This window comes from Pantoea sp. ICBG 828, from assembly GCF_002928355.1.
Taxonomy (GTDB): Bacteria; Pseudomonadota; Gammaproteobacteria; order Enterobacterales; family Enterobacteriaceae; genus Pantoea; species Pantoea dispersa.
Genome location: NZ_POWN01000004.1, coordinates 65,979 through 87,660 on the forward strand (window position 1 = coordinate 65,979; position 21,682 = coordinate 87,660).

Consider the following 21,682-nt stretch of genomic DNA (forward strand, 5'->3'; position numbering starts at 1 on the left):
TGATGTGGCTCGCGTTTTGGCCGGCAGCACGTACACTGAGACCAGTGATAATCATTCTCAACGGAGACGGTATGATTGAGTTGGCAACGGAGAACCTGGCGGGCATTGAGTGTATTCACGCGGCACCGGCCGGACAGCGGCTGGCGCGCTTACCCACCATCCTGTTTTATCACGGATTTACCTCGTCGAAAGAAGTGTACAGCTACTTTGCCGTGGCGCTGGCGCAGGCCGGTTTCCGTGTGGTGATGCCGGATGCAGAGATGCACGGCGCACGCTACAACGGCGATACCGACGCGCGCATGACGCACTTCTGGGAGATTTTGCGCCAGAACATTGATGAAGTGCCGCTGCTGGAAGCGGCGCTGCGCGACAACGATTGGGTGGCGGACGAGCGTTTCGCCATTGCCGGCGCCTCAATGGGCGGGATGACCGCGCTGGGCGCGATGGCGCGCTATCCACACCTGCACAGCGTTGCCTGCCTGATGGGCTCCGGTTACTTCATGCAGCTCAGTCAGACGCTGTTCCCGCCGCTGGTAGCGCACACGCCAGAGCAAAAAGCGGCGTTACAGGCGCGGCTGGCCCCGCTGGCAGCCTACGATCCCTGTCAGCAGCTGGCGCAGCTGGCTAACCGGCCGCTGCTGTTATGGCACGGTGAAGCGGATGAAGTCGTACCGTTTGCCGAAACGGTACGGCTGGAGAAGGCGTTGCGCGAGGCGCAGCTCGACAGCCGGCTCACCTTTCTGGCGGAAAAGCAGATCGGGCACAAAATCACGCCGCCAGCGCTCACCGCGCTGGTCAGTTTCTTTAAACATCATTTGTAAAACGGAACGGGCTGGCGGCGCGGAGCACGCCAGCCCGGGATAACAGGCCGGACTACAGTTGTGACGACAAGCGGTCGGCGGCGCTGGTGTTCGCGCTGACCGGGTTACCGCCTGGCGCATCCAGCCGGTTAACGTAGACATAGCCTGAAGCCGCTTTGCTGCTGTTACTTCTCATCTGCAGCGCCTGGTCAGCGGAGCTGGCAAGAGCGGGGGTAGACAGGAAGAGACCCAGTAAAGTGGCGATAATGACAGCTTTCATAATCGACTCCTCACTCCAGGGATTTCACTCTCAGGCGCGCTGATTAAGCCAAACCGTTGCGCCTGTAGAGAGTTTAGTTCTTCACCAGTACGACGCCAGATCGTCATGCTGAACGCCTCGTTCAGGGATTTTGAACAATCTCTGACTAACCTGCTGAATCTCAATCCTTAGCACGAAAGGTGTCCCCGCCTGGCACGGCAGCGACAATTTGATGAATTGTGCGCTTGAGTTTCCCCGGCGAGGTCAGTATGATTACGCGTCAATTTTTCAGCTGCATTCAGAGGTGTGTTTCATCTTTTGGGTGATTCGCAACCTATAACGTTCCTTGCTTCCGTGGGCCGCAGCTGACCCTGACAGGAGGCTGAATAATCCGTAAGGAGCTATCGATGCGTCATTACGAAATCGTATTTATGGTCCATCCTGACCAGAGCGAGCAGGTTCCGGGCATGATCGAGCGTTACACTGGTGCTATCACTGGTGCACAGGGCACGATCCACCGTCTGGAAGACTGGGGTCGCCGTCAGCTGGCTTACCCGATCAACAAACTGCACAAAGCACACTACGTTCTGCTGAACGTAGAAGCACCGCAGGAAGTGATCGACGAGCTGGAAACTAACTTCCGCTTCAACGACGCCGTTATCCGCAGCATGGTTATGCGCGTTAAGCACGCGGTAACTGAAGCTTCTCCGATGGTTAAAGCGAAAGACGAGCGTCGTGAGCGCCGCGAAGACTTCGCTAACGAATCGGCAGAAGACTCAGATGCTGGGGATTCTGAAGAGTAATCCACGATGACGGCCAATCGGCTGCGCCTGTCTGGCACCGTGTGCAAGACGCCAGTTCGAAAAGTCAGTCCGTCAGGGATTCCTCACTGCCAGTTCGTGCTTGAGCATCGTTCTGTGCAGGAGGAAGCCGGGTTTCACCGGCAAGCCTGGTGTCAGATGCCGGTGATTATCAGCGGCAGCGCCCATCAGGCGATTACTCAACATATAACGGTCGGCACGCAACTCACACTCGAAGGTTTTATTAGCTGCCATCAGGCACGCAATGGCCAGAGCAAACTTGTGTTACATGCCGAGCAGATTGAATTGATAGATTCTGGAGACTAGCCAAATGGCACGTTATTTCCGTCGTCGCAAGTTCTGCCGTTTCACCGCGGAAGGCGTTCAAGAGATCGATTATAAAGATATCGCAACGCTGAAAAACTACATCACTGAAAGCGGCAAGATTGTTCCAAGCCGTATCACCGGTACTCGTGCAAAATACCAGCGTCAGCTGGCTCGTGCTATCAAGCGCGCGCGTTACCTGTCTCTGCTGCCGTACACTGATCGTCATCAGTAATCGGCAACTGTCCATTAACGACTTTAAGAGGATAAGGTAATGCAAGTTATTCTGCTTGATAAAGTAGCAAACCTGGGCAGCCTGGGTGATCAGGTTAACGTTAAAGCGGGCTACGCTCGTAACTTCCTGGTTCCACAGGGTAAAGCTGTTCCTGCTACAAAGAAAAACGTTGAGTTCTTCGAAGCGCGCCGCGCTGAACTGGAAGCCAAACTGGCTGACGTTCTGGCTGCTGCTAACGCACGTGCAGAGAAAATCAATGCACTGGGCACCGTTACTCTCGCGTCTAAAGCAGGCGACGAAGGTAAACTGTTCGGTTCCATCGGTACCCGCGACATCGCTGATGCAGTTACTGCAGCTGGCGTTGAAGTGGCGAAGAGCGAAGTTCGCCTGCCAAACGGCGTTCTGCGCACCACCGGTGAGCACGAAGTTGACTTCCAGGTTCACAGCGAAGTATTCGCGAAACTGGTTGTGAATGTAGTAGCTGAGTAATTTTTTACTTAGTTTGAAAGCGCCGGCCTTGTGCCGGCGTTTTTGTTTCTGTCGCTTACTGCGCGCGGATAAAGCTGCCGTCCGGCTGGCGGGTAAACAGCACCGGGCCGTTACTGCTCTCGACCGTTAAGCCGGTCACCACGCCCTGCGCGTTCTGACGAATCTTCACCTGCTGACCACTCTGCAGCGCGCTCAGCGGCTGCCCATCGCCTTCCACCCGCGCCATGGCAAACACATCATTGACCGGCAGATTGTTGTCACGGAACAGCTGTGCCAGCGTCTGGCCCGAGGCCACGGTATAGCTGTGCCATTCGCCCTGGGCATCACTCTTTGGCGTCGTATTCTGCGGCGGCTGCGCATTGTTATCGTAGATTTCCGCCTGCATCGGCACCTCTTTGCCGCTGCTCTCTGCCGGACGTTCCACCGGATACTGCGGCGTGCTGGCAGGCCAGAGAAACGCCAGCAGCATCACCAGCAGGGCAATAACGATACCGCGTCGGTGCAGCGGCGGCAGCGGATCCATCCAGCGTACGTTATCCAGCAGATGCCAGATGCGCTGCAGCACAGCGGGTATACGCGACGGGGTTTCAGAAGCCATTCTTTCCTCCTCCTCGCTGGCGGTCGTGACGCGCCTGTCAGGCAGCCAGCGTTGCAACCGGGAAAATAAGGTACGCGGTGCGCGCGTCCTGCGACGTCGTGGGGCGATTTGGCCCATGGATGCTCTCTTGTTCTATAGTATGGGCAAAGCGGGCGCGAAGTGCCTGCCAGCATTGAAAAATTTGACCTGCATATTGTTTCTCTTTCCCCGGGAAATGTCATCCGCGGCGCGCGAGATTTTACGCCAGCCGCCTGCGCTGTTATGCTGCCGGTTCTATTTTCTCCGGGATTAAGGAAACAAGATGACGACCCCTTCATTTGACAGCGTCGAATCACAAGCAAGTTACGGTATCGGTTTACAGGTTGGTCAGCAGCTGCAAGAGTCTGGACTGCAGGGTCTGCAGCCAGAAGCGCTGCTTGCGGGCCTGCGCGACGCGCTGGAAGGGAACTCACCGGCAGTTCCGGTTGACGTGGTACACCGTGCGCTGCGTGAAGTCCACGAGCGTGCCGAAGGCGTACGTCGTGAGCGCGTCGAAGCCATGGCGGCCGAAGGTCAGCAGTTCCTCGAGCAGAATGCACAGCGTGAAGGTGTGAGCAGCACCGAATCCGGCCTGCAGTTCAGCGTCATCACCCAGGGCGATGGTCCGATCCCATCACGTCAGGATCGCGTACGCGTGCACTACACCGGTAAGCTGATTGACGGCACCGTGTTTGATAGCTCCGTTGCCCGTGGCGAACCGGCTGAATTCCCGGTCAGCGGCGTGATTGCCGGCTGGATTGAAGCGCTGACCCTGATGCCGGTTGGTTCGAAGTGGGAGCTGGCCATTCCGCACAATCTCGCTTACGGCGAGCGCGGCGCGGGTGCCTCTATCCCGCCATTCAGCACCCTGATTTTCGAAGTCGAGCTGCTGGAAATCCTGTAATAAACAGCGGGCGCCATATCTGGCGCCCGCGGTCACTACTTCTTCTCTGCCTGCTTCTGTAGATCTACCTGCCAGATGGCAAAGCCCGTTTCATCACTGCCGACGGCTTTCATCGGATAATCAGCATACTTCTCAATAAACTGCGTGGCTTTTGCGCCCGGCGCGGTCTCAAAGCGAATATCCAGCGGCGTTGCGCTGGCGATCGGTGCCAGCCGCCAGTTGTGATCGGCCTGTGGCTGCACCGCGCCGTGGGCGCGGGTTTCGCTGCTGATGTAGGCGGCCACCACCGAGCGGTTCTCATCCGGCGAAGCAAACGCAACATACTGCTCACCGGTACCGGCAAATTTCCCGCCCCAGGCACGGTAATTATTGGTGGCAACGAGGAAGGTCGCTTTGGGGTCGATCGGTTTGCCCTGCCAGCGCAGATCCTGAATACGTGATGCCGCCGGGTTAATCAGCTGGCATTCGGCGTCGTAGCGCGCCGGTTGCGTTACATCGATCTGATACTGCACGCCGTCAATTACATCAAAATTGTAGGTGCGGAAATCCCAGTTGATCAGCGACTGCGGCTGACGACGATGCACGTCGATCTGATTAAACTGCGCTGCCGAGCACTCCAGCCACTCTTTCACCTGCGCGCCGCTGACTTTCATCACCACCAGCGTATTCGGGTAGAGATAGAGATCGGCGGCATTACGGAAGGTAAGATCGCCTTTTTCCACTTCAACATAGCTGGCCGGATCGTTCTTACGGCCGCCGGCCTTGAACGGGGCCGCTGCCGAGAGCACCGGTAAGCGGCCCAGATCGGGATCACCCTGAATGAAGCGTTCGACGTAAGCACGCTGCGCATTATTGACGATCTGCACGGTGGGATCGTCCTGCACCAGCGACAGATAGCTGTACATCACATCCGCCGACTTGCCGATCGGTTTTGCCACAAACTCACGCGTAGCGCGATGATCGTCGGCCAGCACTTTCACCAGATCGGCATCTTCCGCCGCCAGCGATTTTTTCGCCACCGCATCGTAAACTGGCCGCGCTTCGGCTTTACCCAGGGTCACCTGCCAGTTGCCGCTGTCATTTTTCAGCACCAGGTCAACTACGCCGAGATGATCGCCCCACATGCCGGGCATTACCGCCGGTACGCCGTTAAGCGTGCCCTGAGCGATATCCGCGCCTTTAATCTCCGCAAACTCTTTGCCGGGAAACACCGCGTGCGCATGGCCGAACATGATGGCATTGATACCTGGCACCTGACTGAGGTAATACACCGAGTTTTCCGCCATGGCATGGTACGGCTCACTGCTCAGACCGGAGTGCGGAATAGCGATGATTATTTCAGCACCTTTTGCGCGCATTTCCGGCACATAGCGCTTCGCTGTCTCGGTGATGTCATCAACGCGCACTTTACCCTGCAGATTGTTGCGATCCCACACCATAATCTGCGGTGGTACGAAGCCGATATAGCCGATTTTCAGCGTATGCGGCTTGCCGTCGCGGTCTTTTACCGTGGTTTCTTTAATTAAATAGGGGGTAAACAGCGGCTTGCCACTGGTTTCATCGATAACGTTGGCATTGATGTAGGGAAAACGTGCCCCGGCAATCGCCTGCTGCAGATAGGGCAGGCCGTAGTTAAATTCGTGGTTACCCAGATTGCCTACCGCATAATCCAGCGTATTAAGGGCTTTATACACCGGATGGATTTCTCCCGGCTGCAGGCCTTTGGCCGCCATGTAATCACCCAGCGGGCTGCCCTGAATAATGTCGCCGTTATCCACCAGCACGCTGTTTGCTACTTCGCCGCGCGCCTGCTGGATGAGCGTGGCGGTGCGCACCAGACCAAACTTTTCGGTCGGCGTGTCTTTGTAGTAATCGAAATCCATCATGTTGCTGTGCAGATCGGTGGTTTCCAGAATGCGTAAATCCACCGTGGCAGCCTGCACCGTGGCGGCTGCAACGCACAGTGCCAGTAACGACATGCTCGCTTTGAACATGGCTTGCTCCTTGTTCGCTTTAATGGGCCTCTCAAAATAATGTAAAACCATGACGAATTATCATTTCAATTTGTGATGAGGCTCTGGATTTTGCCTCTTTCCTGGGCAAGCTGACGGAGTGCCTGCCATTCAGCATTGCGCCATAGCCGTCACGAGCGAACTATGATATTGATAATCAAAGCGAATACGCTTAGCTGCGGCTGTCACAGCGCACCTGCTAAAATATCTGGAGACGGGCTGCCGGGGTTCAGCGGCAGCATCAGCCGAAATGAGGTGAACAATGTTAGATAAAATTTGCCAGCTGGCGCGCAGCGCGGGCGATGCCATTATGCAGGTCTACGATGGCGCACAACCGCTGGACGTGACGCGTAAATCGGATGATTCACCGGTCACGGCGGCCGATCTGGCGGCACATCAGGTTATCGTGCAGGGCTTAGCGGCCCTGACGCCTGACGTGCCGGTGCTGTCGGAAGAGGATCCACCCGGCTGGGATGTGCGTCAGCACTGGCAGCAATACTGGCTGGTCGATCCGCTCGACGGCACCAAAGAGTTCATCAAGCGTAACGGCGAGTTCACGGTCAATATCGCGCTGATTGAGCACGGCAAACCGGTGCTGGGCGTGGTGTACGCGCCGGCGCTGGGGGTGATGTATTCTGCGGCCGAAGGCAAAGCGTGGAAAGAAGAGGGCGGCCACACCACGCAGATCCACGTGCGTGAAGCGCGACCGCTGCTGGTGGTGGTGAGCCGTTCGCACGCCGATAAAGACGAAGAGCTGAAAGAGTATCTGACCCAGCTGGGCGAGCATCAGACCACCGCTATTGGCTCCTCGCTCAAGTTCTGCCTGGTGGCAGAGGGCAAGGCGCAGCTCTATCCGCGCTTCGGGCCGACCAATATCTGGGATACCGGTGCCGGCCATGCGGTAGCCATTGCCGCTGGCGCGCACGTACATGACTGGCAGGGCAAAACCCTCGACTACGCCCCGCGCGAGTCGTTCCTGAATCCGGGCTTCCGCGTCTCGCTGTTCTGATACGCTATGCGCGCCACCCGCTGTGGCGCGATCACGCCTGCAGCAGCTGATGGATCAGTTTCATCGCCTGCTGCACTTCATCCTGCGTCAGCGGACCGTCCTTGGCGTAACGCACATGGCCGGTCTTGTCCAGAATCACAATCGCCGAACCGCCTTTCTCCAGCTGCCACGCCTTGCGCGCGTTGCCGTTGCTGTCGACAATAAACTGTGACCACGGATACTGCTGTTTATTGCTCTCAATGCTGCTGCGCACAAACATCCCGGTGCCGGGAATGGCATCATCGGTATTAACCACCGTGGTGGTTTGATAGCGGTCGTGCGGCAGCTGGGCGGCTTTGATGGCTTCAATCAGCGCGGCGTTCTGTTCTTTGGCTGACGAGCGTCCGGCAATATGCAGGATGACCCGCACTTTGCCACTCAGCTGGGCGCTGTTCCAGGGCTGGTAGCGAAACTTCTCCTGCTGATACAGCAGTTCTCCTTTGTCGTTAACACCGACTGCCGGTACGCGCTCGCCAACCTTAAACGCGTGGGCTGAGGCAAGGCTGGGCAGCAGCAGCGCCAGGGCTATCACGGAATGTGCCAAACGCATGGTAATGCTCCTTAGTGATCCGACCAGTTATTCATGTTTTTGCAATATTAGGCGTGGATGATGCGCCTGTCGCGATGAGATAGCAGCTTTGTAACCCATGCCACAATTCCTTAACCAATGAAGGTTTATACTGGATTTTGTGATCGTTATGACAGAGTTCTCTGTAATGATGTGTCAATTCAGTAAAAAATCCATTTTTTCGGAACATCGGCAAGGAATCATGTTCTATAGTTATGCCTCATTTGCGCTTCAAGGGCTCGTACCGAATTTGGCAACGGCGAAGCGTATTACATCTGTTCAGGAGTTAAACAGCATGAAGATCTTCCAGCGCTATAATCCGCTGCAAATTGCGAAATATGTAAAGACGCTATTTAAAGGAAGGTTGTACATCAAGGATGTTGGCGCGTTTGAGTTCGACAAAGGCAAAGTCATGTTGCCGCGCGTCAAGGATAAACAGCACCTTAGCGTGATGTCAGAAATCAACCGCCAGGTGCTGCGGCTGCAAGCCGAGTACAACTAAGCAAAAGAAAGGGCGCCGCTGGCGCCCTGAATCTTTCTGTAACCGCACGATCACTGCTACGCGGCAGGCCCTTCAGACTCATCCAGCGTACTCTTCGACACATTCAGCACCGGCGGGCGGTCATCAATGCGCGTCACCAGCAGCTGGTCGATGCGGTAGCTGTCGATATCCACCACCTCGAATTTGTAGCCAGAGAATTTGACGAAATCGGTGCGTTTGGGGATCTTACGCAGCATATACATCATAAAGCCGCCGATGGTCTCGTAGTTGCCGGACTGCGGGAACTCGTCGATATCCAGCACGCGCATCACGTCATCAATCGGCGTACCGCCTTCCACCAGCCAGGAATTCTCGTCGCGCGCCACAATCTGCTCTTCCAGCCCCTGACCGACCAGATCGCCCATCAGCGTGGTCATCACGTCATTAAGCGTGATAATCCCGACCACCAGCGCATATTCGTTCATGATCACCGCGAAGTCTTCGCCGGCGGTTTTAAAACTCTCCAGCGCCTCTGACAGCGTCAGTGTATCCGGCACAATCAGCGCCGAACGAATCTGCACGCCGCTGTTGAGCGTCATGCTTTGGTTGCCCAGCACGCGCAGCAGCAGCTCTTTGGAATCAACGTAACCAACGATATGGTCGATATCGCCGTCGCACACCAGAAACTTCGAATGCGGGTGTTGCGCGATTTTGGTTTTCAGGCTGGTTTCGTCTTCGTGCAGATCGAACCACACGATATTTTCACGCGAGGTCATGGACGAAGGCACGGTGCGTGATTCCAGCTCAAACACGTTCTCGATCAGCTCGTGCTCCTGCTTACGCAGCACGCCGGCCAGCGCGCCCGCTTCTACCACCGCGTAAATGTCATCCGAGGTGATGTCATCTTTACGCACCATCGGCAGCTTAAAGATGCGAAAGAACACGTTGGCCAGGCCATTGAACAGCCATACCAGCGGGCGGAAAACCAGCAGGCAGAAGCGCATCGGATTGATGATGCGCAGCGCGATGGCTTCCGGCGCGATCATGCCGACGCGTTTTGGCGTCAGGTCGGCAAACAGAATAAACAGGCTGGTGACGATGGTGAAGGAGCAGATAAAGCTGAGCTGATCCGCCAGTTCCGGCTCCATAAAGCGGTTGAACAGGCTGCTGAAGGCGGGCGAAAACGCCGCATCGCCGACGATACCGCCGAGAATCGCGACGGCGTTGAGGCCAATCTGTACCACGGTGAAGAACATGCCAGGCTGTTCCTGCATCTTCAGCACGCGCTGCGCGTTGATGTTGCCTTCATCGGCCAGCAGTTTCAGTTTGATCTTGCGGGCAGCCGCCAGCGAGATCTCCGACAGAGAAAAAAATGAACTGATTACGATCAGTAAAAGAATGACAAGCAGGCTATCAAGCATAAAAGATCCGTTGGGTTAATCACTTGTCATTTTTGGCCTGGGCAGCGCGAAGAGGCGTACATCCGGTACTTACCCGTCAAACAGGGCTATCCGTGCCAAAAATGTCTGCGCCAGTTCGACAAAGTCACGTTAACGTCGGGGCAGAAATGCGTGCAGGCGAGGCCTGCTGGTCGCTGATTATAGCAGCAGCGCTATTGCTGCCGCCAGCGGCGTGATTGGCCGGCTCGGATTAATCCGAGTGGCGGCTGGTGGTGCGCAGAAGCACGGCTTCGTTGTTGTATCGGTACGCACATTTACCGACAATAGCAGTCGATTTGGCTTAGCGGCCGTTTTTACGCAGCCGCTCGCAAAAAAGAGCGGCTATGCTGATGGGTATGCAAGGTGTGGTGATACCCTTTCCACCAGAGTTAACGCCCCTGCGGAATAGGGGCAGGCATTATTAACAGGAGTACGCGTGCCGCGATTTCATGCTTATTGCTTGGCCAGCCTGCTGCTTGCCGCACCTGCTGTTGAGGCAGCCAAAGTGCGACTGCAGCTGGAAGGCCTGACCGGGGAGTTACAGAAAAACGTCAGGGCGCGCTTGTCCACTATCGGCAGTGACGAGGTGTCGAACGACGGCCGTTTCCAGGCGCGCGTGGCTGCCGCGATCAAAGAAGGCCTGCGCGCGCTCGGCTATTACGAGCCGCAGATCGACTTTGAATCACGCCCGGCACCGCCGCAGGGTGGCCGTCCGGTGCTGATTGCCCGCGTCACCGCCGGTGAGCCGGTGAAGATTGGCGGCAGCACCATCGTGGTGGAAGGTGCCGCGAAAGACGATCCTGACTATCAGGCGTGGGTGAAGCAGGGCAGGCCTAAAGTCGGCAGCCAGCTTAATCACGGCGACTACGATAAATTCAAAAACGGCTTCTCCAGCCTGGCGCTGCGTAATGGTTACTTCGACGGTGACTTTAAGCAGAGCCAGCTTGGTGTCTCGGTCGAACGGCGTTTAGCATTCTGGGATATCGACTACGACAGCGGCCCGCGCTATCGCTTCGGCGATGTCAGCTTTGAGGGCTCGCAAATCAATGAAGCCTATCTGCGCAACCTGGTGCCGTTCAAAAAGGGCGATCCCTACAGCTCACGCGATTTGGCCGAACTCAATCGTCGCCTCTCCGCCACCGGCTGGTTTAATTCTGTCGTCGTGGCACCTGAGTTCGATAAAGGGCGCCAGACCAAAGTGCTGCCGCTCAGCGCCGCCGTGTCGCCGCGCGTGGAGAACACCATCGAAGCTGGTGTCGGTTACTCGACGGACGTCGGACCGCGGCTGAAAGGTACGTGGAAAAAGCCGTGGATCAACGACAGCGGCCACAGCCTGACCTCCAGCGCCTATATCTCCGCGCCGGAGCAGCAGCTTGATCTCAGCTATAAAGTGCCGCTGCTGAAAAGTCCGCTGGAGCAGTACTACACCTTCTCCGGCGGCCTGAAACGCACCGATCTCAACGACACCAAATCGGACACCACCACGCTGGCGATGTCGCGTAACTGGGACAGCAGCTCCGGCTGGCAGCGCGCGGTTAACCTGCGCTGGAGTCTCGACCACTTTACTCAGGGCAGCGTCACCAACACCACCATGCTGCTCTATCCGGGCGTCAGCCTGAACCGCACCCGTTCGCGCGGCGGCCTGATGCCGACCTGGGGCGATTCACAGCGCTACTCGGTAGACGTGTCGGACACCACCTGGGGTTCAGACGTCGACTTCCTGATCCTGCAGGCGCAGAACGTGTGGATCCGCACGCTGGGCGAGAAGCATCGCTTTGTGGCGCGCGGTAACCTTGGCTGGATTGAAACCAACGATTTCGAAAAAGTGCCGCCCGATCTGCGCTTCTTCGCCGGCGGTGACCGCAGCATTCGCGGTTACAAATACAAAGATATCTCGCCGCGCGATGACGAAGGCAAACTCACCGGTGCCTCAAAACTGGCCACCGGCTCGCTCGAGTATCAGTACAACGTCTCGGGCAAATGGTGGGGCGCGGTATTCGTCGACTCCGGCGAAGCGGTCAACGACATCAAGCAGAGTAATGTTAAAACCGGTGCAGGCTTCGGCGTGCGCTGGTCTTCTCCGGTAGGGCCGATCAAGTTTGATATCGCGCGCCCGATTGGTGACGACAAGGAGCATGGATTGCAATTTTATGTAGGACTGGGGCCTGAACTATGAAGCTGTGGAAAAAGGTCCTGATCGGTATCGGTATTTTCGTGCTGGTGCTGTTGGCCAGCGTGGCGTTTCTGGTGGGCACCACGCCCGGATTGCATCTGTTGTTTAAAGGTGCCGATCGCTGGGTGCCGGGCCTGTCGATTAACAAGGTGGAAGGCGGCTGGCGCGATCTGACGCTGAGCGGTGTGAAATACCAGATGCCGGGCGTCAGCGTGGATGCCGGGCGCTTCCATCTGGCGCTCAACCTCAACTGCCTGCTGCACTCCTCGGTGTGCGTGAACGATATCGCGCTGCAGGATGTCAGCGTGGTGGTCGACAGCAAAAAAATGACGCCCGCCAGTGCGCCGCCGCCGGAAGAGGAGAGCGGCAGCAGCAATCTCAGCACGCCATACCCGATTACCCTGAGCCGGGTCAGCCTGCATAACATTAACGTCAAAGTCGATGACACCGCCATTTCACTGCTCGACTTCACCAGCGGCCTGCAGTGGCAGGATCGCGCGCTGACGCTCAATCCCACCCATATCCAGAGCCTGCTGATCGCGCTGCCGAAGGCGGCGAAAGTGGCTGACGAACAGGTGGTGCAGCCTAAAGTGCAGCAGCCGCAGCCGGATGAGAAACCGCTGGGCGAAACGCTGCAGGCGATGTTTGCCGAGCCGCTGCTGCCGGCACTGCCGGATTTCCAGCTGCCACTCGATATCAACGTGCAGCAGCTGTTGGGTGAGCAGTTGCGCATCACCGGCGATACGGATGTGGCGATTACGCGTCTGCTGCTGAAGGCCAAAACTACCGACCGGCATGTGCAGCTGGAGACCTTTGACGTCGACTCGCCGCAGGGACAGCTCAACGCCAGCGGCGATGCCCGGCTGGCGGATAACTGGCCGGTCAATTTTGTGCTCAACGGCTCGCTGAATCTCGATCCGATTAAAGGCGAGAAGATCAAACTGAACCTCGCCGGGGCAATGCGCGACGAGCTGAAGCTGGGCCTGAACCTCTCGGGGCCGGTGCGTGCTCAGCTGGACGCCGCCGCGCAGCCGGCGGTAGCCGGTCTGCCGCTGTCGCTCAAACTCACCAGCCCGCAGCTGCGCTGGCCGCTGACCGGTCCGGTGCAGTATCAGGCGGATAATCTCGACTACCAGTTCAGCGGCAAAGCCACCGACTATGTGATGTCGCTGCGCACCGCGGTGAAGGGCGAAGCGGTGCCGCCGGCCACCATTACACTGGACGGTAAAGGCAACGTGCAGCAGTTCAGCCTGGATAAACTTCGCGTGGCGGCGCTGCAGGGCAACATTGACCTTAGCGCGCTGGTGGACTGGAGCAAAGCCATCAGCTGGCGCAGCGAACTGACGCTGGCGGGCATCAATACCGCTAAACAGTATCCTGACTGGCCGGCAAAGCTCGACGGTAAAATCACCACGCGCGGCAGCCTGTACGGCGGTAGCTGGCAGCTTAGCGTGCCGCAGCTGGCGCTGAAGGGCAATGTGAAACAGAACGCGGTGAGCGCCGAAGGCTCGCTGACCGGCAACAGTTACAATCAGTGGAAAATCCCCGGCATTGACATCGCGCTGGGGCGCAACCATCTGGACGTGAAGGGCGAACTGGGCGACGCGCTAAATCTGGATGCCAGTGTCGATGCACCGCATCTGGATAACGCGCTGCCGGGCCTCGGCGGCGTAGCCAAAGGCACCATCAAAGCGCGCGGTACGCTGCAGGCGCCCCAGCTTCTGGCCGATCTTACCGCCAGCGGCCTGCGCTGGCAGCAGTTGCAGATCCGCCGTGTCACGCTGCAGAGCGATGTGAAATCCAGCGATCAGGTCGCCGGTAAACTGCAGCTGCGCGTGGAGCAGCTACAGCAGGACGCGCTTAAGATCGGCCTGCTGACGCTCAACGCCGACGGTAACGAGAAGCAGCATCAGCTGAAACTCAACGTGCAGGGCGAGCCGGTCTCCGGCCAGCTGGCGCTCAACGGCAGCTTTGACCGCCAGACGCAGCGCTGGCAGGGTAATCTCAACAATACGCGTTTTGACACGCCGGTGGGCGAATGGCGCCTGACGCGCGCGATGACGATTGACTACCTGAACAGCAAACAGAGCGCCACCATCGGGCCGCACTGCTGGCAAAACCCCAACGCGCAGCTGTGCGTGCCGGAGCCGATCGAGGCCGGTGCCAGCGGCCATGCGCACGTGGTGCTGAACCGCTTCGATCTGGCGATGATCAAGCCGTTCCTCACCGATGCCACCCAGCTGAACGGCGTATTCAGCGGTGATGCACGCGTGAACTGGACCGCCGACGGCGCGCTGCCGACCGGCACGGTATCGCTTAAAGGAAACGGCGTAAAAGTGGTGCAGGATGTGCAGGGGAATAACCTGCCGATCGCCTTCGACACGCTCAACCTGAATGCGGCGCTGCGTAATGGACGCGCGCAGCTCGACTGGCTGATTCACATCGTGAATAACGGTCAGCTGAGCGGCAACGTGCAGATCGCCGATCCGGAGAATCGCCGCCAGCTGTCAGGCAACATCGGCATCAGCAACATTTCGCTGGCGATGCTCAACCCGGCGCTGATGCAGGGCGAGAAGATCAAAGGCAACCTCAACAGCAATCTGCGTCTCGGCGGCACGTTGCAGCAGCCGCAGATCTTTGGTCAGCTGGGACTGAGCGATGTTGATGTGGACGGCAGCTTTATGCCAGTCGATCTCACCTCGGCCAATCTCAACCTGGTGTTTAACGGCATGAGTTCCACGCTCAACGGCCTGATCCAGACGCAGCAGGGTAACCTCAATCTGGGTGGCAACGCGGACTGGAGCCAGCTGGATAACTGGCGCGCGCGCGTTACTGCGCAGGGCAGCCGTATTCGCGTTACCGTTCCGCCGATGGTGCGGATGGACGTTTCGCCGGACCTGGCGTTTGAAGCCACACCGGCGGCGTTCAATCTTGACGGCAAGGTTGATATTCCGTGGGCGCGCATCACGGTGCAGGAAGTGCCGGAGAGCGCTACCGGCGTGTCGTCGGATGAGGTGATGCTGGATGAGAACCTCAAGCCGATTCAGCCGAAAACCGCCGCGATCCCGATCAACAGCAATCTGGTGATCCACGTCGGCAACGATGTGCGCCTCTCGGCCTTTGGCCTGAAAGCGCGCCTCAACGGCGATCTCAAACTGGTGCAGGATAAAACCGGCCTGGGCTTAAACGGACAAATCAATATTCCTTCCGGCCGTTTCCACGCGTATGGTCAGGATCTGATTGTGCGTAAAGGCGAGCTGCAGTTCGCCGGTCCGCCGGATCAGCCGTACGTCAACCTGGAGGCGATTCGTAACCCGGAAGCCACCGAAGATGATGTGACAGCCGGTCTGCGCGTCACCGGGCTGGCCGACGAGCCGAAGGTAGAGGTCTTCTCCGACCCGGCAATGTCGCAGCAGGAGGCGCTGTCTTACCTGTTACGCGGTCAGGGACTCAGCAGCGATGGCGACAGCAACGCCTTAACCTCGGCGCTGGTTGGACTGGGGGTTGCACAAAGTGGTCAGGTTATGGGTAAAATCGGCGAGACCTTCGGCGTCAGTAACCTTGCGCTTGATACCACCGGTGTCGGCGACAGCCAGCAGGTGCAGGTGAGTGGTTATGTGCTGCCGGGTCTGCAGGTAAAATACGGTGTTGGCATATTTGATTCACTGGCGACGCTCACTTTGCGTTATCGCCTGATGCCCAAACTCTATTTGGAAGCCGTGTCGGGTCTCGATCAGGCACTGGATTTGCTCTATCAGTTTGAGTTTTAGCAATGCGAATAATTGTCTACGGCAGTTTACGGCGCAAGCAGGGAAATAGTCATTGGATGACCAATGCGCAATGGCTCGGCGACCATCAGATTGAAGGGTTTGCGCTCTACAATCTCGGTCACTATCCGGGCGTGGTTGAGGGGGACGGCACGGTGTACTGCGAAGTGTATCGCATCGACGCCAGCACCCTCGGCGAGCTGGATGCCTTGCGCAGCAAGAACGGCGAGTATAAGCGCCAGCTGATCCAGACGCCCTACGGCAGCGCCTGGCTGTACGTGTATCAGCGTTCGATTGCCGGGCGCACCCGCATCGCGAGTGGCGACTGGTTACGGCGCGATGACGCCGCAGAAGCGTAAATAAAAACACCGCCCAGTGGGCGGTGTTTTTTTATCTGCCGATCGCCATACATAGCGATGCGGCAGCGCTGACAGAAAACTTATTTCTTCTGTGCGCGCTCGAAAGAGGAGATGATTTCAGCTTTAGCCGCTTCCGCGTTGTCCCAGCCGTCAACCTTCACCCATTTGCCTTTTTCCAGATCTTTGTAGTGCTCGAAGAAGTGGGTAATCTGCGCTTTCAGCAGTTCTGGCAGGTCGTTCACATCTTTAATGTGATCGTACTCTTTGCTCAGCTTGGTGTGCGGAACCGCTACCAGTTTGGCATCTTCACCTGATTCGTCGGTCATCTTCAGCACGCCCACCGGACGGCAGCGGATGACTGAACCTGGCTGCAGCGGATACGGGGTTGGCACCAGTACGTCAACCGGGTCACCATCCAGAGACAGCGTGTGGTTGATGTAACCGTAGTTGCACGGATAGAACATGGCGGTAGACATGAAACGGTCTACAAACAGGGCGCCAGACTCTTTGTCCACTTCATATTTGATCGGATCGGCGTTGGCCGGGATCTCGATGACGACATAGATATCTTCTGGCAGATCTTTACCTGCAGGCACCTGGTTCAAACTCATCTGGCTTTCCTTCATTAGTCGTAAGTTGAGTGACGGCTATTATAGCCAACTGACTCTGAAAGTATGCCCCCTTTTTGGCGTTTCGGAATGGTCCAGCAGGCTACTTCGTGGTGACAAACAGCGACACAATCCCTGCCGCGATTAGCGGCCCGACCGGCACACCGCGAAAGAACGCCACACCAATCACCGTGCCAATCAGCAACCCACCAATCACCGACGGCTGCACGCTCATTAAACTGACGCCGCGACCGCCGAGCCAGGCAACAAACACGCCAACGATAATCGCCACAATCGACTGCCAGTTAGCAAAGGATTTCAGCAGCGACGAGGCCGGCAGCGTGCCGCTTGCCAGCGGTGCCATGACGGCCACGGTGAGAATGATGATACCAATCTGGATGCCCTGCTTTTCGACGTAGGGAAAGAACTGTGCCAGCGGCGTGAGCTTAATCACCAGCAGGATGAGAATCGAAATGGTGACGGCGCTGTTGTGGACGAAGTAGCTCAGGATGGCGAGGCAGATAAGTATGAGGGTCGAGGCGTAGGCAGCCATGGTTTCTCCGTGAATAATGGGCCGCTGACCGTGGCCAGCGCTAAGCGTGTTTAACGCCCCCATTTATCAACAATCATCGGGATTGGCGCAACTGCCTTTGTTGATTGATTGCAGCATCAGTGCCTGGTTGCGCACCAGACTGACGCCCTGCGCGCCCACTGACAGCGCCGCCATGGAGCCCTGACTGCTGAGGAAATAGCTGCGGCTGGCATCGGTCCAGCTATCACGGTAGGCCAGCCAGGCGCGCTGCGCATTACGCAGTTTGTCTTTGGGCTCACCGGTTAATTTCTTCATCAGCTGGCTATATTGCGCATTCATCTCTTTGTCCCACGCCTTATTGGCCGTGCTGTAGCACTGCGACATGCCGGCGGTGCTGGACTCTTTATTCAGGCATTGATTGAGCTGCTGATCGATAGGGTTTTGCTGTGCCATTGCCACGCTGGACGCGAACAGAAAGGCGAGCGGAAGCCATTTTTTCATCGTTACATTCCTTGCTTTTAGCGCTACGAACTTCAGGAAATCTGAAGCGTAGATGATCGTAATCAGGTTGACCATCAATGAAGGATAAAGTTTCCCCCGGTCACTGCCGATAATCTCTCCGTTTTAGGGCTACTGGATTCTCCCTTTTTTAAAGCGCACGGGAATTATCATGATCACACAGCTATCTATACGCACGGCTTTACTCTCTCTTCTGGCCTTTATGACGCTGCTGCTGCTGGCAGTGAGCGCTATGGGCATCTACGCCATCAATTCCGGCAACCAGTCACTTGACGCCATCAACCGTATTCAGGGCATTGAACTCAACAGCCTGTATCAGAGCAACGCCGATTTGATGCGTGCCCGCGCCAGCGCCGCGCTGGCGGTGCGCAAAATCGAAATCGGCCTGCTGGACGAGGGTGCGACCGTCACCAAACAGGCGCAGGCGGATGTCGCCAGCTCGCAACGCCATCTTACCGCGTTTATTGATGCCGGTACCGTTACCGCGCAGGGCAAAAGCCTCGCCGATGCGGTCGCGGCCGCGTTCAGCGCGTATCAAAAAGGTGCCATGGCACCCATGATGGATGCGCTGCAAAAGCAGTATACCGATGAGTATTACCAGGTGCTGGAAGGCAACCTGTCGCAGCTGGCGGCTAACTATTCGAAGGCAGTGAACGACTTCAGCCTGTATGCCGACGAGGTCTCTGCCGCACGTCTGGCGGCAGCGGCGCACAACGAACTGCAGATGAAGATCATGATTGGCGTCGCCGTCGCGCTGACTCTGTTGCTGATTGCACTGGCCTGGCAGCTGCTGCGCCGCGCGCTACTGCGTCCGCTGGACGGGGCGATCCAGCATCTGGAGCAGATTGCAGCCGGCGATCTGTCGCAGCCGCTGCCGGCAGCGGCCAATAACGAAATTGGCCGTCTGAATCAGGCGCTGACGGGAATGCAGCTGGCACTGCGCAACTCGGTCAGCCAGGTGCGTGAAGCCAGCCTGCAGATTGACGTCGGCAGCCGCGAGCTGTCCGCGGGCACGGTGCATCTGTCGCAGCGCACGGAAGAGTCGGCGGCCTCGCTGGAGCAGACTGCCGCCAGCATGGAGCAGCTCACGGCTACCGTCCGGCTTAACGCCAGTAACGCGCAGCAGGCCAATCAGCTGGCCAGTAGCGTGTCCGATACCGCCGACCGCGGCGCGGAAGTGGTGTGCTACGTAATGGAGAAGATGCGTGAAATCACCCACAGCTCCGATCGGATCGCCGATATTCTCAGCGTGATCGACGGTATTGCGTTCCAGACCAACATCCTGGCGCTCAACGCTTCGGTGGAAGCGGCGCGTGCCGGTGAGCAGGGGCGCGGTTTTGCCGTGGTTGCCAACGAAGTGCGCACCCTGGCCGGGCGCAGCGCCAGCGCCGCCAAAGAGATTCGTGAGTTGATCAGCGAATCACAGACGCGGGTCAAAGAGGGCAGCGACATGGCCACGCGCGCTGGCGAAACCATGGATGAGATCTCCAGCGAAGTGATGCGGGTGACCGCGCTGATGAAGGAGATCTCCATCGCCTCGGAAGAGCAGAGCCGCGGTATTGAACAGGTTAACCAGGCGGTGACGCAGATGGATGAAGCCGCACAGCAAAACGCCGCGCTGGTGGAGCAGGCCAGCGCCGCTACGCAGTCGCTCGAAGCGCAGTCGCAGCAGTTGCAGGCATCTATGGCACAGTTCCGCGTGGCGACAGCATAATCAGGGTGGGGTCAGGGATGACCGGTAACGTTGCCTGCGTTCGCCCTGATGGATGGCGACGCGGGAGAAGATAACGCGGTAATGTAAGCGGTGCGTGTTATTGTGCACCGCTGTTCAGACCGGCGGGAAATGCCAGAATCATGGCTGCCAGCCGATCATCTTCCGCCAGGAAATAGGCTGCCGGCACTTCCAGCACCTGCGCCAGTAATTGCAGCGTTAATAAGTCCGGTTTATGCACGCCCAGTTCATAGCGATTAATACGCGCGCTGGCAGAAAACTCTTCAATCCCTGCGGCAATACCCAATCCTTTCTGCGACAAACCTTTCGCCAGACGCGCTTGTTTCAGGCGTCGACAAAAAGTGTCTTGCAGCGAGGAGGTCGGTTTCATGACTACGAGAATCGTAGATTTAGCGCTTGTCAGATACTACGAGTAACGTAGTATCGTTACGGGAATGGATAAGCGAACTAAGGAGAGTTGCGTGAATAATGCGAAGTCAGACTGGCATCCGGCCGATATCATTGCGGCGCTGCGTAAAAAGGGAACCTCAATGGCGGCGTTATCCCGACAGGCGGGATTATGTTCCACCACGTTAGCCAACGCGCTGGCGCGTCCGTGGCCGAAAGGGGAATTAATTATTGCCGAAGCAATTGGTATTTCGCCGGCTGAGATCTGGCCGAGTCGTTATTATGCGGAGAATGGTGAATTAATTAATCGTCAGGCAAGAATCAGAAATAAAAAATAAGTAAGCCTGGGCAACGGCGTAGTGCCGATTTAATTGCAATTAATCTCTGTATGCCGGTGCGCATAAATGCGCACCCAACATAAACCGTGCCATCAACCTGTAGGGTCGCCATTAATGGCGACCGAAAATCATTTACTAACAGGCTTCACACGCAGGCATGTTAAATACCCGCTTACATTACGCCTGATGTTCGTCCGGGAACTCACGCATGAAGCGTTCAACGTCGTCGACCATCGCATCATTACCGCAGAAGAACGGGCAGCGCTGGTGCAGCGTTTCCGGCTGAATATCGAGGATACGGTTTTTACCGTCGCTGGCTTTACCGCCCGCCTGTTCGGCGAGGAAGGCCATTGGGTTGCACTCATACAGCAGGCGCAGCTTGCCTTTCGGGTGGCTGGCGGTGCTGGGATAAAGATAAATGCCGCCTTTCAGCAGGTTGCGGTGGAAATCCGCCACCAGCGAACCGATGTAACGTGAGGTGTAAGGGCGCTTCGTTGATACATCTTCTTCCTGGCAGAACTTCAGGTACTTTTTCACGCCCTGCGGGAAGCGGATGTAGTTCCCTTCGTTGATCGAGTAGGTGTAGCCTTTTTCCGGGAAGGTCATGCGTTCGTGGCTCAGGCAGAACACACCGAGCGACGGATCGTAAGTGAAGGCATGAACGCCCACGCCAGTGGTGTACACCATCATGGTTGAGGAACCGTACACCACGTAACCTGCAGCAACCTGCTTGTGGCCCGGTTGCATGAAATCGGCTTCAGTGATCGGCGTGCCTGGCTCGCTAATACGATGATAAATCGAGAAAATGGTGCCGACGGAAACGTTAACGTCGATGTTCGAAGAACCATCCAGCGGGTCCATCAATACTACGTACTTACCGTTCTCCGAACCTTCAAAGATGACAAACTCATCTTCTTCTTCGGAAGCAATCCCCGCGACCACACCGCGCGCCTTCAGTGCCGCTTTCAGCTTTTCGTTAGCGAACAGATCCAACTTCATCTGCTGCTCACCCTGCACGTTCTCTACGCCGCTGGCCCCAAGAATATCCACCAGACCCGCTTTGTTGATGTCGCGGTGGATGATTTTTGCGCCCAGCTTGATGGAGGAAATCAGCGCCGTCAGTTCACCTGTGGCGTGAGGAAAGTCGTGTTGCTTCTCGACGATGAATTCGCCTAACGTTTTCATAACACATTCCCTGAATCTACGATGGAGTGGCAGCAGCTGTAACAAGCTACCAACGTATGCGTACGCAGTTTAGCCGATTGAACTTCAAAAACCATAGTCCTAATCCG

The 21,682-nt window shown here is 57.2% G+C and carries 23 protein-coding genes; 13 read left to right on the forward strand and 10 right to left on the reverse strand.

Annotation, left to right across the window (positions count from 1 at the left end; all coding sequences use genetic code 11):
- The first annotated feature begins 71 nt into the window (after positions 1 to 71).
- A complete protein-coding gene (yjfP, locus tag C1Y43_RS10820; protein WP_021509752.1) occupies positions 72 to 821 on the forward strand; it encodes an esterase in 750 nt (249 codons plus the stop codon).
- Positions 822 to 873: 52 nt separating this feature from the next.
- On the opposite strand, the gene C1Y43_RS10825 is transcribed toward yjfP, so the two are convergent.
- The gene (locus C1Y43_RS10825; RefSeq protein WP_021509751.1) at positions 874 to 1,080 is read right to left on the reverse strand and encodes a hypothetical protein; all 207 of its coding nucleotides are present in this window, start codon (positions 1,078 to 1,080) and stop codon (positions 874 to 876) included.
- Positions 1,081 to 1,466: 386 nt separating this feature from the next.
- On the opposite strand from C1Y43_RS10825, the gene rpsF reads away from it, so the two are divergent.
- Genes rpsF through rplI form a run of 4 tightly spaced genes read left to right on the forward strand, consistent with a single transcriptional unit; the run spans position 1,467 to position 2,907 of the window.
- Complete coding sequence (rpsF, locus tag C1Y43_RS10830) at positions 1,467 to 1,862, forward strand: 30S ribosomal protein S6 (RefSeq protein ID WP_021509750.1); 396 nt, start codon at positions 1,467 to 1,469, stop codon at positions 1,860 to 1,862.
- Between the two features lie 6 nt (positions 1,863 to 1,868).
- The gene (gene priB, locus C1Y43_RS10835; protein WP_031280155.1) at positions 1,869 to 2,186 is read left to right on the forward strand and encodes a primosomal replication protein N; all 318 of its coding nucleotides are present in this window, start codon (positions 1,869 to 1,871) and stop codon (positions 2,184 to 2,186) included.
- Between the two features lie 4 nt (positions 2,187 to 2,190).
- Entirely contained in the window at positions 2,191 to 2,418 is a 228-nt protein-coding gene (gene rpsR / locus C1Y43_RS10840; RefSeq protein ID WP_000135199.1) for a 30S ribosomal protein S18, read from the forward strand.
- A 39-nt stretch (positions 2,419 to 2,457) separates the two neighbouring features.
- Positions 2,458 to 2,907 (forward strand): 50S ribosomal protein L9, encoded by a 450-nt coding sequence (rplI, locus tag C1Y43_RS10845; protein ID WP_021509748.1) that lies wholly within the window; start codon positions 2,458 to 2,460, stop codon positions 2,905 to 2,907.
- Between the two features lie 55 nt (positions 2,908 to 2,962).
- Here rplI and C1Y43_RS10850 read toward each other — a convergent pair whose 3' ends face one another.
- A complete protein-coding gene (locus C1Y43_RS10850) occupies positions 2,963 to 3,622 on the reverse strand; it encodes an OapA family protein (protein ID WP_150360361.1) in 660 nt (219 codons plus the stop codon).
- Positions 3,623 to 3,806: 184 nt separating this feature from the next.
- Here C1Y43_RS10850 and fklB point away from each other — a divergent pair, with 184 nt between their 5' ends.
- On the forward strand, positions 3,807 to 4,427 hold the full coding sequence (gene fklB / locus C1Y43_RS10855; RefSeq protein WP_021509746.1) for an FKBP-type peptidyl-prolyl cis-trans isomerase: 621 nt from the start codon (positions 3,807 to 3,809) through the stop codon (positions 4,425 to 4,427).
- Between the two features lie 35 nt (positions 4,428 to 4,462).
- Here fklB and C1Y43_RS10860 read toward each other — a convergent pair whose 3' ends face one another.
- Positions 4,463 to 6,421 (reverse strand): bifunctional 2',3'-cyclic-nucleotide 2'-phosphodiesterase/3'-nucleotidase, encoded by a 1,959-nt coding sequence (locus C1Y43_RS10860; protein WP_104188203.1) that lies wholly within the window; start codon positions 6,419 to 6,421, stop codon positions 4,463 to 4,465.
- 280 nt (positions 6,422 to 6,701) lie between these two features.
- Here C1Y43_RS10860 and cysQ point away from each other — a divergent pair, with 280 nt between their 5' ends.
- Entirely contained in the window at positions 6,702 to 7,448 is a 747-nt protein-coding gene (cysQ, locus tag C1Y43_RS10865; protein ID WP_021509744.1) for a 3'(2'),5'-bisphosphate nucleotidase CysQ, read from the forward strand.
- Positions 7,449 to 7,479: 31 nt separating this feature from the next.
- Here the strand turns inward: cysQ and C1Y43_RS10870 are convergent, their stop codons facing one another.
- Positions 7,480 to 8,037, reverse strand: a complete 558-nt coding sequence (locus tag C1Y43_RS10870; protein WP_058759862.1) for a YtfJ family protein — start codon at positions 8,035 to 8,037, stop codon at positions 7,480 to 7,482.
- Positions 8,038 to 8,350: 313 nt separating this feature from the next.
- Here C1Y43_RS10870 and C1Y43_RS10875 point away from each other — a divergent pair, with 313 nt between their 5' ends.
- Positions 8,351 to 8,557, forward strand: coding sequence for a DUF1107 domain-containing protein (locus C1Y43_RS10875; RefSeq protein ID WP_031280153.1), 207 nt, complete (start codon positions 8,351 to 8,353; stop codon positions 8,555 to 8,557).
- 56 nt (positions 8,558 to 8,613) lie between these two features.
- Here the strand turns inward: C1Y43_RS10875 and C1Y43_RS10880 are convergent, their stop codons facing one another.
- A complete protein-coding gene (locus C1Y43_RS10880) occupies positions 8,614 to 9,957 on the reverse strand; it encodes a hemolysin family protein (protein WP_021509741.1) in 1,344 nt (447 codons plus the stop codon).
- A gap of 454 nt (positions 9,958 to 10,411) precedes the next feature.
- Between C1Y43_RS10880 and C1Y43_RS10885 the strand changes: the two genes are divergently transcribed.
- From C1Y43_RS10885 to C1Y43_RS10895, 3 genes are read left to right on the forward strand one after another with little or no spacing between them, the layout of a single operon-like run.
- Positions 10,412 to 12,151: an autotransporter assembly complex family protein gene (locus tag C1Y43_RS10885; RefSeq protein ID WP_031280152.1), complete on the forward strand. Its 1,740-nt coding sequence runs from the start codon at positions 10,412 to 10,414 to the stop codon at positions 12,149 to 12,151.
- Complete coding sequence (locus tag C1Y43_RS10890) at positions 12,148 to 15,918, forward strand: translocation/assembly module TamB domain-containing protein (RefSeq protein WP_104188205.1); 3,771 nt, start codon at positions 12,148 to 12,150, stop codon at positions 15,916 to 15,918. Before C1Y43_RS10885 ends, C1Y43_RS10890 begins: the two co-directional genes overlap by 4 nt.
- 2 nt (positions 15,919 to 15,920) lie before the next feature.
- Positions 15,921 to 16,274 (forward strand): gamma-glutamylcyclotransferase, encoded by a 354-nt coding sequence (locus C1Y43_RS10895; RefSeq protein WP_031280151.1) that lies wholly within the window; start codon positions 15,921 to 15,923, stop codon positions 16,272 to 16,274.
- 80 nt (positions 16,275 to 16,354) lie between these two features.
- Here C1Y43_RS10895 and ppa read toward each other — a convergent pair whose 3' ends face one another.
- From ppa to C1Y43_RS10910, 3 genes are all read right to left on the reverse strand, one after another.
- On the reverse strand, positions 16,355 to 16,885 hold the full coding sequence (ppa, locus tag C1Y43_RS10900; RefSeq protein ID WP_021509737.1) for an inorganic diphosphatase: 531 nt from the start codon (positions 16,883 to 16,885) through the stop codon (positions 16,355 to 16,357).
- Positions 16,886 to 16,985: 100 nt separating this feature from the next.
- Positions 16,986 to 17,435 (reverse strand): DUF441 domain-containing protein, encoded by a 450-nt coding sequence (locus C1Y43_RS10905; RefSeq protein ID WP_021509736.1) that lies wholly within the window; start codon positions 17,433 to 17,435, stop codon positions 16,986 to 16,988.
- Positions 17,436 to 17,501: 66 nt separating this feature from the next.
- Entirely contained in the window at positions 17,502 to 17,915 is a 414-nt protein-coding gene (locus C1Y43_RS10910; RefSeq protein ID WP_104188206.1) for a lysozyme inhibitor LprI family protein, read from the reverse strand.
- Positions 17,916 to 18,087: 172 nt separating this feature from the next.
- Here C1Y43_RS10910 and C1Y43_RS10915 point away from each other — a divergent pair, with 172 nt between their 5' ends.
- Positions 18,088 to 19,647, forward strand: coding sequence for a methyl-accepting chemotaxis protein (locus tag C1Y43_RS10915; protein ID WP_104188442.1), 1,560 nt, complete (start codon positions 18,088 to 18,090; stop codon positions 19,645 to 19,647).
- Between the two features lie 97 nt (positions 19,648 to 19,744).
- Here the strand turns inward: C1Y43_RS10915 and C1Y43_RS10920 are convergent, their stop codons facing one another.
- Positions 19,745 to 20,035: a helix-turn-helix domain-containing protein gene (locus tag C1Y43_RS10920; RefSeq protein WP_104188208.1), complete on the reverse strand. Its 291-nt coding sequence runs from the start codon at positions 20,033 to 20,035 to the stop codon at positions 19,745 to 19,747.
- Positions 20,036 to 20,126: 91 nt separating this feature from the next.
- On the opposite strand from C1Y43_RS10920, the gene C1Y43_RS10925 reads away from it, so the two are divergent.
- A complete protein-coding gene (locus C1Y43_RS10925; RefSeq protein WP_021509732.1) occupies positions 20,127 to 20,390 on the forward strand; it encodes a helix-turn-helix transcriptional regulator in 264 nt (87 codons plus the stop codon).
- A gap of 177 nt (positions 20,391 to 20,567) precedes the next feature.
- On the opposite strand, the gene fbp is transcribed toward C1Y43_RS10925, so the two are convergent.
- Entirely contained in the window at positions 20,568 to 21,575 is a 1,008-nt protein-coding gene (gene fbp / locus C1Y43_RS10930; RefSeq protein WP_021509731.1) for a class 1 fructose-bisphosphatase, read from the reverse strand.
- Positions 21,576 to 21,682: the final 107 nt, after the last annotated feature.

Coding starts and splice junctions, on each gene's coding strand:
- yjfP (WP_021509752.1), top strand. CDS start 72: ATGATTGAGTTGGCAACGGAGAACCTGGCGGGCATTGAGTGTATTCAC.
- C1Y43_RS10825 (WP_021509751.1), bottom strand. CDS start 1,080: ATGAAAGCTGTCATTATCGCCACTTTACTGGGTCTCTTCCTGTCTACC.
- rpsF (WP_021509750.1), top strand. CDS start 1,467: ATGCGTCATTACGAAATCGTATTTATGGTCCATCCTGACCAGAGCGAG.
- priB (WP_031280155.1), top strand. CDS start 1,869: ATGACGGCCAATCGGCTGCGCCTGTCTGGCACCGTGTGCAAGACGCCA.
- rpsR (WP_000135199.1), top strand. CDS start 2,191: ATGGCACGTTATTTCCGTCGTCGCAAGTTCTGCCGTTTCACCGCGGAA.
- rplI (WP_021509748.1), top strand. CDS start 2,458: ATGCAAGTTATTCTGCTTGATAAAGTAGCAAACCTGGGCAGCCTGGGT.
- C1Y43_RS10850 (WP_150360361.1), bottom strand. CDS start 3,622: ATGGGCCAAATCGCCCCACGACGTCGCAGGACGCGCGCACCGCGTACC.
- fklB (WP_021509746.1), top strand. CDS start 3,807: ATGACGACCCCTTCATTTGACAGCGTCGAATCACAAGCAAGTTACGGT.
- C1Y43_RS10860 (WP_104188203.1), bottom strand. CDS start 6,421: ATGTTCAAAGCGAGCATGTCGTTACTGGCACTGTGCGTTGCAGCCGCC.
- cysQ (WP_021509744.1), top strand. CDS start 6,702: ATGTTAGATAAAATTTGCCAGCTGGCGCGCAGCGCGGGCGATGCCATT.
- C1Y43_RS10870 (WP_058759862.1), bottom strand. CDS start 8,037: ATGCGTTTGGCACATTCCGTGATAGCCCTGGCGCTGCTGCTGCCCAGC.
- C1Y43_RS10875 (WP_031280153.1), top strand. CDS start 8,351: ATGAAGATCTTCCAGCGCTATAATCCGCTGCAAATTGCGAAATATGTA.
- C1Y43_RS10880 (WP_021509741.1), bottom strand. CDS start 9,957: ATGCTTGATAGCCTGCTTGTCATTCTTTTACTGATCGTAATCAGTTCA.
- C1Y43_RS10890 (WP_104188205.1), top strand. CDS start 12,148: ATGAAGCTGTGGAAAAAGGTCCTGATCGGTATCGGTATTTTCGTGCTG.
- C1Y43_RS10895 (WP_031280151.1), top strand. CDS start 15,921: ATGCGAATAATTGTCTACGGCAGTTTACGGCGCAAGCAGGGAAATAGT.
- ppa (WP_021509737.1), bottom strand. CDS start 16,885: ATGAGTTTGAACCAGGTGCCTGCAGGTAAAGATCTGCCAGAAGATATC.
- C1Y43_RS10905 (WP_021509736.1), bottom strand. CDS start 17,435: ATGGCTGCCTACGCCTCGACCCTCATACTTATCTGCCTCGCCATCCTG.
- C1Y43_RS10910 (WP_104188206.1), bottom strand. CDS start 17,915: ATGAAAAAATGGCTTCCGCTCGCCTTTCTGTTCGCGTCCAGCGTGGCA.
- C1Y43_RS10920 (WP_104188208.1), bottom strand. CDS start 20,035: ATGAAACCGACCTCCTCGCTGCAAGACACTTTTTGTCGACGCCTGAAA.
- fbp (WP_021509731.1), bottom strand. CDS start 21,575: ATGAAAACGTTAGGCGAATTCATCGTCGAGAAGCAACACGACTTTCCT.